Here is a 12,299-nt window from a genome sequence, read left to right as displayed (position 1 = left end):
AATTCGTGTCGTGTTTAGGTTATTGTAAGTTCATCTTAACGCCTAACATAAACGTTCTGGACTGAGGGTAGCCTCCAAAGTCTTCACCCATTTGCAAGTTGGAAGCTCCACGATAGCTAACTTCCGGATCGTAGCCTGAATAATCAGTAAAGGTGAGCAGGTTCTGCCCGGTTAGGTAAAGTTTTAGTCCGCTTAACTTTTGGCTGTTTAGCATAGGAAAAGTATAAGCCAGCGTCATCGTTTTGACTTTAAGGTAAGAGCCGTCTTCAATGTAGGCATCGCTAAATACTGCCGAACGGTTAGTAGTAGCCACCGGGTATACATCACTAGGGTTTTCTGGCGTCCAGCGATTAACCAGATCAGCATATACATTTTGCCCGCCAGAAGGTAACTCCAGCTCCATAGCGTTATAGTTGAACAGATCGTTACCATAAGAATACTGCATAAATACATTAAGCTCCACGCCCCTGTAAGAGAAGGTATTGGTAAATCCACCAAAGAAATCAGGATTGGGGTCACCGATTACCGTTCGGTCATAAGTAGCATTTACGTTACCATCTGGCTCACCTTCTGGGCCACCCAGATCAAGGTAGCGCCTACCTCCTATCCAGTTGGTAGGGCTTCTGGGTCCTGCATCCAGTTCAGCCTGATTCTGGAAAATACCATCAAACACATAACCGTAAAAAAGGCCGATAGGCTCACCTACAATGAGTCGGTGTACCGAACCAGTTTTAAGGTGACCATCTCCGTCCCCTACATCTTTATACTCTTCTCCTCCCAACTCCAGCACTTTGTTGCGGTTAAAAGAAATGTTAAATGAAGAAGTCCAGCGAAAATCTGGAGTAGCTATGATATCGCTACCGATAGCGAGCTCTATACCACGGTTTTCTACACTACCGATATTTTGCAAAGAAGTATCAAAACCCGATACATAAGGTACCGCTACATTGTATATCAGGTCCGTTGTTTTCTTATGATAATAATCTGCGGTAAAACGCAATCTCTCCTCAAAGAAACCAAAATCAAGGCCTATGTCAAACTGGGCGGTTTTTTCCCATTTCAGGTCTGGGTTAGGAATTTTATTTGGATAAAAACCAGTGACTAGTGAACGCCCAAGGGTATAAGTATTATTAGTTAAAGTGGGTAGCGACTGATATAAACCAATTTCCTGATTACCCGTCAAACCATAGCTAGCTCTAACTTTCAGGTTAGAGAAGAGGTTCATATCCTTAACAAAGCCTTCCTCTATCAGCCTCCAAGCTACTGCTCCGGAAGGAAAGAAAGAGTATTTGTAATTTGAGCCAAAACGAGAAGAGCCATCTACACGAGCATTAAACGATAGTAGATACTTCTCCATGATGTTGTAGTTAACTCTACCAAGGTAGGACATCAGGTTCCATTGTGTTTTGGAAGAAGAGGGCTGATTGTACACTGAGCCAGATCCCAAAGAATTTTCACCCAGTACATTGTTGACAAATTCCTGCGAAGAGGCACTTAGGCCTTCGTACACATTTTGCTGAAAAGTAATACCGCCTAATAGTGAAATAGAATGGTCTGAATTAATTTCTTTATTCCAGCTCAGGGTATTTTCGTTGAGCCAGTTGGTTGTATTACCGCTACTAATGTCTGCCTGGGCCACTCCTCCTGACTCAAAAATATTGGAAGGCACAAAAGTATCAAACTTGGTATTGACCAGGTCGGTACCAAAAGAGACTTTAGCCTTGAGGTCAGGGATAATCTCCCACTCCCCATAAATATTACCCAACAGGCGAAGCATGGTATTTTCTCTTACCTGCTCTCTGGCGGTAGCTACCGGATTGGCTAAAATAATACCTGGTATATTGACCGGTGTATACTCACCAAGAGCTTCGTTTTGGTAAACCGGCTGTATAGGATTAAACTTCATAGCTGTATTAACTACCCCGGCAGCCCCCCCGGCATCAGTACGCACCACATCAGATGAGGTACGGCTTACGTTGAGATTGGTACCAAACTTAAGATTGCTCAGCACATTTCTGGAGAGGTTTACCCTACCCGAATAGCGCTTGAAACCTGAATTGATGATGACGCCCTGCTGGTCAAAATAATTGGCAGAAACAGAGTAATTGGTTTTTTTATCGCCCCCAGAGAAGGTAAGCTGGTAATTCTGTATAGGCGCACTGCGAAATACCTCATCCTGCCAGTTGGTACCTTCAGGATTGGCCCGCAACTCAGCCATTTTATCACTGTCGTAAACCGGGTTTAAGCCATCATTGGTATAGGCCTCGTTAACCAGCTTAGCGTATTCCAGGGCGTTCATCACATCTATCTGACGCACCGGAGACTGAGTACCGTAGTAGGCATCAAAGGTAATCTGATCTCTGCCTTCTTTACCACTTTTAGTAGTGATGAGGACTACACCATTTGCTGCACGCGCCCCATAGATAGCCGTAGCGGAGGCGTCTTTTAATATTTCTATAGACTCAATATCGGCAGGGTTGATAGTTGCCAGGCCACTCATACGCGCATTGCCGCCAGTACTGCCATAACCACCACCATTGTATACCGGAAAACCATCTATAACGTACAGTGGCTCATTACCACCTTGCAAAGAGCTGGTCCCCCTGATTCGGATAGAAGCTACCGCTCCGGGCATACCAGAGGTCTGTGTCACCATTACGCCTGATGCTCTACCCACCAGCCCCTGATCTATAGAAGTGAATGGCGCTTCCTGAATTTCATTTGCTTTTACAGAAGAAACGGCTCCGGTAAGGTTGCTCTTTTTCTGCGTACCATAGCCAACCACTACAATTTCTTCCAGCGATTTAATGTCTGGAAGTAAAACAACATTAACTTCTGTACGATTGCCTACTATTACCTCTTCGCTCAGATAACCGATGGAACTAAACACCAGCACACTCTCTGTTTCAGGAACTTCAATCTTATAATTTCCTTCAATGTCAGTTACTGTACCTATGGCCGTACCTTTTACCAGCACATTAACGCCGGGCAGCCCCTCGCCATCTTCGTCAGATGTAACCTTTCCGCTGACAGATATGGCTACATATGCCTGCGACTTGTTGTTTCTGCCACTACTACGCTTTACTTTCTTTACGTCAATATCAAAGTTGGTCTGCTTAAATTTAAGAGAGGCTTCTCTTGAGAGCTTTTCCAGCAGCTGGTATACTGAGATCTGACTTTCATGTAAATTGATCTTTTTTCTGGTCCTGATATCATTCACATCATACATAAAGCGAAAATCAGTAGCCTGCTCTATGTGCTGAAGTGCCTCCTGTACCGTAGCATCTTTCAGGTGAATATTAATTAAAACCTGGCGAATGCTTTTTGCCTTTTGCGCATTACTATCTGAAGCCATAATGGTGGTATAACAGATAAGCACAAGAAAAAACGCTCTTATCCCTAACTTTGACATAGCAATAATGCCTTGTAAAACTTTAAATTTCATAGTTTTAGGTGTTTGTTATGAAAATAATAAACGGATGGATCTCCACTGGCCTACTGTCGCCAAACATCCAGGTCAGGTGGAGGCTTCAAATTTTTGCCGGTTGCTTCCTTCGGGAAGTGCCGGCATTTTTATGAGGTATTATCTAAGGTTTTCATTTTAACATAGTTTTAGGTTATGAAAAGTGGATTGTTACTTTTTTTCCGCTGATCTGATAGTCAAAATCTTTAGTATAGCGCAGACGTTGAAGTACCCGCTCCAGACTTTGGTTTTTAAAGGTGCCGTTGATTCTCCAGGTCTGATCGGGTTTTCCGATAAGCTCTACCTCTATACCGTACCATCTTTCCAGTTTGCGTTTGATGTGCATCAGATTCTCTTCCTCAAATACCAGCAGTCCCTCTTTCCAGCCGATTGCAGCATTATAGCTGAATTGACTTTTGGAAAACTCACGCTGAGTATATATGATCTGCTCTCCGGGTTTCAGGAGGTGTTTCTGTACAAGACTATCTCTACGGTTAACTTCTACGATACCAGTGAGCAGCGATACTTCTACGCTTTCTTCTTCCGGGTAGCAAAATATATTAAATGATGTACCCAGGGCAGTGGTGCTTAGCTGCCCCGACTGCACAGTAAAGGGACGGTTTTGATCCCGGGCAACATCAAAAAAAGCTTCTCCGCTCAGCTTTACTATCCGCTGAGTGCTGTCAAAAGTAAGAGGAAAACTAAGGCTACTTTCGGCATTAAGCCATACCATAGTACCGTCGGGTAATTGCAGCTGAGATTTAATGCCGGAAGGGTTCTCTTTAGTTATCCAGGATTGATCTGGGTGCTGGACAGCCACACTTTTGGTGTCTTGCTTTGGTTTAAAGAAAAATATTCCAAAGAGCAGCAACAAGGCTAGTGCAGCAGCCATCGTAGTATATGTAAGCCAGGCAGTGCGGCTCTTCTTAGCGTATTGATTGTTATTTTGCCTCTGAGGCTCAGTCTCCATCAGGCGTTCCAATACTTCCACTTTGGCCTCCTCCGTTGATGGCTGATGAACAAAGTCTGCCTTCAGCAGCATTTCCCGGGCAAGCATGACATCGTTACGCCGATCAGGGTGCACCTGTAACCAGGTTTCCCAGTACTGCTTTCTCTCCTGATTCGGATGTTTTACCCATTTGACAAAATTGTCATCGGTCAGCAGGTCTTCTATATATATATCTTTACGAGCCATGTATCACTTTTTCAACCCCAGTCATTCAATTTATAAGGGTTTCAATAGTAAAAGAACTCAACTAGCAGATATACATAGGGTAATATGAATTATTTTAAAATAATTACAATCTGTTTAATATATTAATGTAGTTATTATCAAATACACATAATACACCTTATAGTTTTGTGTATTAAACAATATATTTCAGCTTGCAGGAGGACTAATTCTAAAATTAAGTCAGTGGATACACAAATGGTAGTAGCCCACAAAAAGCTGTAGGGTAATTAAGTCTTTGAGGTTGGCCAAAGCGCGGTAAACAATATTTTGAATAGAGCGACGATTACTAACATTCATCAGTTCTTTAATAGCATCTATACTCAGTTCTTCATAGAAGAAGTAGTAGATTACCTCTCGCTGCCGGGGGCTAAGCTTTTGTACTGCCCGATTAAGCTTTTCTACTTTTTCGTGGCTTATCTGCGCTTCTATAATTTTCTGCTCGGTAGAAAAACTAAATTGAAAGTGATATCCATCCGAATAATAATCCTCGCTGAGTAAAAAGCTCTTTTTTTTCTGATAGTACAGAAACCTGCTTTTAAAGGATTTGAGCAGGTAATAGCGAATATTATTTGTATCCGATAATCGTTCTCTGGACTGCCTGATCTCGGCAAATACATCGTGAATACAATCTTTGATTAGTTCCTCATCTTGGGTAAACTGATAACCATAGCTGTAGAGAACATCAAAATACTGATTGTAAATTAATATGAAAGCTGCTTTATCTCCCTGCTTAAATTTTTGCCAAAGCTCCAGGTCAGTAAGGTCTGTTAATCCTGTATTTTGCCGGCTGTTGGAAGTAGACGAAGGGTGTAGAGGCCTGATGCCTTTCTTCTGGGCTTTCATAACGACTAGGTGGTTGCATACAGTAGTGTATGACCAAAGTATAGGATTAAGCTGATAAATCAAAATAAGCCACTGGTTCATGTATTTCTGAGCAAACAGTAAAAGACACTTACCTAGACTGAAAAGAAAAAAAGTAGCTTCAGATACTGAAGCTACTTTTGACTGAATTATCAGAAATAGAGCTTGTTCATGACTAACTCAAAGGCCTTTAATACCCAGGGTTTTGCTCTATTTTAGGGTTTTGGTCTATTGCGTTTTGCGGGATGGGACTCATATATTGTCTGAGCTCAAACTTGGCAGTATACTTTACTTCCTCTTCCACACTGTATACCCAATCTCCTGAATTATCCGATGGGCTCGTATTTCTTATTACCATATTATGACGAGGCTGCCCCATTCTCTCTTCAGTTTTAGCAAGCCTCTTATTATCCCAGAAGCGCTTACTTTCAAAGCAAAGTTCTATCCTTCTCTCCCGGTGGATCGCCTCACGCATCTGCTCCTGCGACAGTCCTGGTTGCAGATCTGGCAGGTTTGAGCGCTTGCGCACCTGATTTATTGCGTCATAAACTGAAGGGTCTGGCCCTGATGCCTCATTTTGTGCTTCCGCATAGTTTAACAGCACTTCGGCATAGCGGTAGAAGATATAGTTTTGTCCGCTGGCATCATTACCGGGTGCAGCATCCTGGTTCAGCATTTTTTTCTGATAATAGCCAGAGTCTCCCACATCTGTTTTTCCTGCCAGATCTATCTGGTTAGTTTTATCAGGATTGGGAGAAGTTTCGTCTATTCTGGTAAAAATGGTATCTGTACGAGGCATCCAATCTAACTTATAGGGGGCACCATCATACACAATAAAGTCGTAAAAACGCTGCTCCCGGTTTGCATATGGATTTTGAGGGTCGTATCCAGAATCGGGGTCAGTAATGGGCTTGCCATTGGCCATGGCAAAATCATCTACCAGCTCTTGTGTAGGGTTATAATTGCCCCAGGTTTGATATTCGCCCAGCACATAAGTTGGCCCTCCCCTACGCTCGTACGATCCGCCCATACCACCTACATTTGCTACTACCTGTCGGTCCCAGATCACTTCACTGTTGTACTCATTTGCCTCCCTCCACAGGTTAGGCAAATCTTCATACAGGCCGTAAGGTGCTCCTCCTCCGTAATTGTCAATGAACTGCTTGTTAGTAGCAGCCGCTATAGCCCAGCGGTTAGGGTCAGGATTTTCAAAATGCACATAATTACCCGGATCGGGCAGATAAGTAGATCCGCTATTAAACAAAGGACTGGCTGCAAAAAGCTCTATCCATCCTTTTAACGCCAATGCCGCACCAAGAGTAGCTCTTCCTGCATCTTTATCCCCATTATTATATTTAATATCCAGGTAGCCATTCTCTACTATTTGCCCCAATTCTGTTGTAATAAAATTGTATGTCTTGCCAAAGGTAGCACGAGGCGTTTGCATTTCGTCTTCACTCATAGTATTACGATCCAGGGGTTGTGTCACTATAGGCAGCCCACCTACATGCATAAAGTACTCGCTATAAAAGTAGGCACGTACAAAGCGGGCTTCGTCTATTCTTTTATTGTAGTAGTCTTCAGAGAAATTTTCTTTATACTCTTCCAGCTTTTGAATATAGGTATTAACCTTTCTGAGCTTGGTAAAAAACGTTTCCCAAGTATAACCATCTGTAGGGCCATGGGTGCCACCCCAGGCACTCGCATTACTTTGCGGAGGCACCTGGCAAACCCCCTGGCGCCAGTTTGAGGCTGTATAGTAATGGCTAATATTGTAGTCATCGGTATAATAGTCCAGATGCTCAGAAAAATTCCATCTGTTAGGCACTTCGCTGTAGACATCGTTCAGAAAAATATCCGCATTGGTTTCTGACTGCCACTGGGTGACATCCGTTAGGTTAGACTTGTTAACATTTTCCAGAAATTCTTCCTGATCGCAAGCCGTCGCATAAAGCAACATAGCGAGTAGTATGGAAGGCTTGAGTATATATTTTCTAAGTGTCATGTGTTCCAGTTTTTAAGATTAGAAGCTGATATCAAGGCCAAATGTGGTAGACTTCATCACCGGATAAGCATTTTCCCGGTCTTCGTAGCCCATTTCCGGATCTATATGCTTGATACCACTAAGGGTAAGCAGATTTTGACCAGTTACATAAAACCGAACTGACCCTATTCTCAAATTATCAGTAAAGTTCTTAGGCAGCGTATAGCCAATAATAGCTGTCTTAAGGCGTAGATAGCTTGAATTTACCCACCAGAAATCTGAGTTTTTGGTATTATTTGCATAGGGAGATGGTGTAGCTCTGGGGTATTTGGCATTCTGCTTATCCACCGTCCAGCGATTATCAAAGTACTCATATGCGGTATTGCTGCCATTATTTTCAAAGGGTACTGTCATAAACTGACGTACATTAATACTGGACATTGCAGAGCCCTGGAAGAAGAGAGAAAGATCAAAGCCTTTCCAGTTGAACATAGAGTTGAGTCCGAAAGTCATGGCAGGGTAGACAGGATAGCCAATCACAGTCTCATCATTAGAATCTATTCTACCATCTGGCACCCCTTCCGGACCACTTAAATCAGCGTATTTGATATCGCCAGGGTGGAGTTCTCCAAACTGCTCAATGGTATAGCCGTCGTTAGCGTCTATGATACCATCTCCATTAACATCGTCTTCGGTAGTAAATAGTCCAAGAGCCTCAAAACCATAGGGAGTACCAAACGGACGACCTACTTTAGTACGATTAGGGTTATCGCGCTCAGCATCTGTCTCAAATACTTCTATCATATTGTTCATAGAGTAGCTCATGTTAGCCCCTATACTCATCTCCAGACCACTGTTAAAAGTCTTGTTTGTACCAATATTAATTTCAAAACCATTATTGTTCATCTCTCCTTTGTTCTCCTGAGAGAGTGCCAGACCATACTCTACGGGGAGGGTAACCTGGGGAGCCAGGAGCATACCCGTACGATCTTCGTGGAAATAGTCAAACTCCACATTAACCAGTCCATTCCACATACTTAAGTCAAAGCCTATATCGTATTTTGTAGATATTTCCCAGGTGATGTAAGGGTTTGCTTCGCGAGGCACACGAGAGCCCTGTACCAGGGTACCATTGCCAAACGCATAAGCATTTCCTCTGAGGTCATAACCCGATAGGTACTGGAAAGCGGCCAGATTTCCGTTTATGTAGGGCAGGTTACCAGACTTACCCCACGAACCTCTGATTTTCAGATTATCTATACTGCCAAAGCGACTCATAAAGTCTTCTTCAGAGATACGCCATGCTGCTGAAAAGGCTGGAAAATAGCCCCATCGCTTACCAGGTCCAAAGGAATAGTGACCATCGTATCTACCTGAGGCTTCAAATATGTACTTATCATTATAAGTATAACCAAAACGATATACATAGCCCAGTTCGCTACCGGTACCTGAAGAACCTGCATTATCATAATCCTGCTTGTCAGAGCTTCCCAGGCTCATTTCGTCAATTTCTACAGCGAAATTATTTCTTCTGGTTCTGAAAAAATCATTTGTTGTTTCTCTTGCTTCTGCTACAACTAAACCAGAAATGTTATGCGGACCAAATACACGGTTGTAGTTAATATATGCCTGATAGGTATAATTGGTCCAGCGGTTATTTTCTAATTCCAGCCAGGTGTAAGGAGCACCAGCACCTTCCTGAAGGGAAATTGCCTCTGTATAGGTGTAAGGCTGCTCGCTAAGGTCTATTTTATGGTAGATAAAAGGCTCATGCCATTTTTTTTGGTTACGTTGCTTAGGATCAAAACTAAATACTCCTTTTACACTTAAACCTTCTACAAAAGGTAGCTGCTGCTCTACCGAGATTGAGCTAAGCAGCGTATTATCATCCCTTTTACTGTATCCATCGGAGCGTAGTACACCTACAGGTGAGTTAGCAGATGACTCTCCCCACTTATCACCTTCAGGGTAAATGAGCGCCTGCGTAGGCACAAACTTATAAAAGCTCCTGAAAAGGTGACCTGAAGTTTCTTCATCAGCATCAATATCATTGGTATTTTCTACTGTTCCGTGCAACGACATACTAATGGTAGTGGTACTGGTTGCCTGCAACTCCATGCTCATATTATAATTATAACGACGATAATTTACGGGGTCAAATATTCCCTGCTGATCGTAAAAGCCGAATCCCGCATGATAATTCAGGGTTTCATTACCCCCACTGATATCTATGTTATGATTCTGTACCGGCACATTAGTATTAAACAAATCTAAAAACTCTGAGTCCGGATACTTCCAGGGATCTTCCTGATGCAGTTGATTGTAGTTTTCTATCAGCTCAGGGTCGTTAGGTGGGGTAGTACCATTAGGGTTCAGGTTGTAGTAGCCTTCATTCTGGAGAATCATATAATCACGAGCACTTAGCATATCCGGTAAATAAGTTGGGTTTTGTATACCATAAGAAGTACTCAGACTAAGCTGCGGTTTGCCATAATTTCCTTTTTTAGTGGTAATCAGAATTACACCATTTGCTCCTCCGATACCGTAAGGGGCTACTGCGGCAGCATCTTTAAGCACTGTAATATTATCAATAGTGTTAGGGTCTATCTGACGAATATTGTCGCGGCGCACTCCATCTACTACTACAAGAGGCTTGTTATTTCCGGTTGTTACTATCCCACGAATGTGAATGTCAGGATCGTCAAAGCCGGGTTGCCCTCCATTGGGGCGCATACTTACTCCTGCCAACCGTCCGGCCAGGGAGTGCGAAATATTGGGAACGGGTACTTCAGCAATTTCTTCTCCCTGCATTGTACTGATAGAACCAGTAACAGTAGCTCTCTTTTGTGTTCCGTAGCCCACTACCACAATCTCTTCCAAAGCTTTAATATCTGGTAGTAATACAACATTGATGGTAGTTTGCCCTCCCACCAAAATTTCTTCACTGGCGAAGCCTATTGAACTGAAAACTAATATACTCTCTGCATCGGGAACCTCTAGTGTATACCTTCCATTGATATCGGTCACTGTACCAATATTTGTATCCTTAACCAGAACATTTACACCCGGTACTCCTTCGCCATCCTCTTCGGAGGTGACTTGACCACTGATGTTGATGCTCTGCGTAACTATTTTCTCCTCTACCATCTGCTCCCCCTGATGCTCTACCTTGCCCACGTGTATGTATTCGTTTACACGTTTAAACTTAAGGTCGGCTTCTTTTGAAATTTCGCGAAGTATATCTGCCAATGAAGCATTCTGAGCATCCAGACTAATGCGCTTACGTAAGTTGACCTTAGCTTCATTGTAAGCAAACGAAAAACCGGTTTGCTTGCTGATAGTGTTGAACACATCTTTTATCAGGTTATTTTCAACCTGTAAGCTGATGTATATTTCCTCTATACTTTTGTTCTGCAACTGAGCATGCAGATTGTTTGCGCTTAGTACAGTTGAGAAAAAAGACTGAAGCACAAAAATTAGAATCAGATGTCTGGCCGTAGCAGACCATCTACAGTAAAAAGTTGTTTTCATAATATGAGTAGTCTTAGGTGGTTATTTGATGAAGGGTAGCCAAAGTATTAGGTTATTAGTATTACTACTACCCTATCTGACTTAGAAATTTTAGGTTTAGCTGCTGTTGAATTTCATAGTGTTGTAGTTTAAGTTATTGGATAAAGACTTTTTTGCCTTCTATGCGGTATGTAAAATCCGAGGAGAAGCTCATACCTTCAAGCACTACTTCCAGACTTGTATTATTGTACCTGCCCGTAAAACCATCAGTAATGGGAGTTTTACGCTGAATGATAAAATCTACCCCATACCATCTTTTCAGTTTGTGGATTATTTCTTCAAAAGTTGCCTGATGAAAAACCAGCACACCGTCTTTCCACGCCAGTAAGTCTTGTGTTTTGAACTTACCTTTCTCAAACGTGCCGGTTTTGTGGTTTACTTTAAGCATCTCCATAGGCTTAAGCTGACTACTTTCACTCTGCTTCTCATTTTGGCGGGCTACCATTACACTTCCGCTGGCTACCGCAACCGTCATAACCTCTTCAAAAGGAAAAGCCTGTACATTAAATGAGGTACCAAGTACTTTAACTTGCACGTCTCCGGCATTTACTACGAATGGCTTAAGGCTATCAGACACGACGTCAAAAAATGCCTCTCCCACTAGTTTTACCTCACGAGCCTCGGCAAAGTCGCTGGCATACTCCAGATAACTATCTGCATTGAGCTTTACCTGTGTACCATCTGGAAGCCTAAGGTTTGACTTTTGGCCTCGCGGATTACTTTTGGTAATCATTACTGCTGGCTGTTGCTCCGTTTTGGTATGAGCAGTCAAACGTATCTCGTTCCAGTAAACTAAAAAAGTAGTACCGAGCACAAGGCACAATATTGCCGCGACGCGTAACCAGTAAAAGTTGTAAGAAACTCTTTTGGAAGGTTGACTAAACTGCTGGCCAGAGCTAGCTAAATTTAGCTTATTAGCGATTTTAGAATAAACCTCTTCCTGACCTGAAATATGTGTTTCAAAACTCGCATGCTCCCATACTTCCTGATACTCTTTGAAAAGAGCCTGATGCTCAGCAGAGGCCATAAACCATTCCTGAAATGACTTTTCTTCAGTTTGATTAAGCTCACCACTTAGCTTTTTAGCAATTAAAGATTCATTTGAGTCCACCGTGCTATCCTTTTTTACAGATAGACTCTAAAAATGGTCTTTACCCCCAAAGAGAATTTTAAATATTTTTAAAAAA

The 12,299-nt window shown here is 42.5% G+C and carries 6 protein-coding genes; all 6 read right to left on the bottom strand.

All coding sequences use genetic code 11. From position 1 onward, the window contains the following. Window positions 1-19 precede the first annotated feature (19 nt). Window positions 20-3,445, bottom strand: coding sequence for a SusC/RagA family TonB-linked outer membrane protein (locus PZB74_RS16985; protein ID WP_302238280.1), 3,426 nt, complete (start codon window positions 3,443-3,445; stop codon window positions 20-22). Window positions 3,446-3,617: 172 nt separating this feature from the next. Next, window positions 3,618-4,658 (bottom strand): FecR family protein, encoded by a 1,041-nt coding sequence (locus tag PZB74_RS16980; RefSeq protein ID WP_302238278.1) that lies wholly within the window; start codon window positions 4,656-4,658, stop codon window positions 3,618-3,620. Between the two features lie 219 nt (window positions 4,659-4,877). Further along, window positions 4,878-5,540 carry an RNA polymerase sigma factor gene (locus PZB74_RS16975; RefSeq protein WP_302238277.1) on the bottom strand — a complete coding sequence of 221 codons (663 nt, stop codon included), beginning with the start codon at window positions 5,538-5,540 and terminating at the stop codon, window positions 4,878-4,880. A 208-nt stretch (window positions 5,541-5,748) separates the two neighbouring features. Further along, complete coding sequence (locus PZB74_RS16970; RefSeq protein WP_302238274.1) at window positions 5,749-7,563, bottom strand: RagB/SusD family nutrient uptake outer membrane protein; 1,815 nt, start codon at window positions 7,561-7,563, stop codon at window positions 5,749-5,751. 18 nt (window positions 7,564-7,581) lie between these two features. Beyond that, window positions 7,582-11,073, bottom strand: coding sequence for a TonB-dependent receptor (locus tag PZB74_RS16965; protein ID WP_302238271.1), 3,492 nt, complete (start codon window positions 11,071-11,073; stop codon window positions 7,582-7,584). Between the two features lie 133 nt (window positions 11,074-11,206). Further along, window positions 11,207-12,223: a FecR family protein gene (locus PZB74_RS16960; RefSeq protein ID WP_302238268.1), complete on the bottom strand. Its 1,017-nt coding sequence runs from the start codon at window positions 12,221-12,223 to the stop codon at window positions 11,207-11,209. Window positions 12,224-12,299 lie beyond the last annotated feature (76 nt).

It is taken from the genome of Porifericola rhodea (assembly GCF_030506305.1).
Lineage (GTDB): Bacteria > Bacteroidota > Bacteroidia > Cytophagales > Cyclobacteriaceae > Catalinimonas > Catalinimonas rhodea.
The sequence above is the reverse complement of the archived record's forward strand: the minus strand, read 5'-3'. Positions and strand labels throughout refer to the sequence as shown.

Excerpts from the sequence above, each read along its gene's own strand:
- PZB74_RS16985 (WP_302238280.1), bottom strand. The coding sequence starts at position 3,445 with ATGAAATTTAAAGTTTTACAAGGCATTATTGCTATGTCAAAGTTAGGG.
- PZB74_RS16980 (WP_302238278.1), bottom strand. The coding sequence starts at position 4,658 with ATGGCTCGTAAAGATATATATATAGAAGACCTGCTGACCGATGACAAT.
- PZB74_RS16975 (WP_302238277.1), bottom strand. The coding sequence starts at position 5,540 with ATGAAAGCCCAGAAGAAAGGCATCAGGCCTCTACACCCTTCGTCTACT.
- PZB74_RS16970 (WP_302238274.1), bottom strand. The coding sequence starts at position 7,563 with ATGACACTTAGAAAATATATACTCAAGCCTTCCATACTACTCGCTATG.
- PZB74_RS16965 (WP_302238271.1), bottom strand. The coding sequence starts at position 11,073 with ATGAAAACAACTTTTTACTGTAGATGGTCTGCTACGGCCAGACATCTG.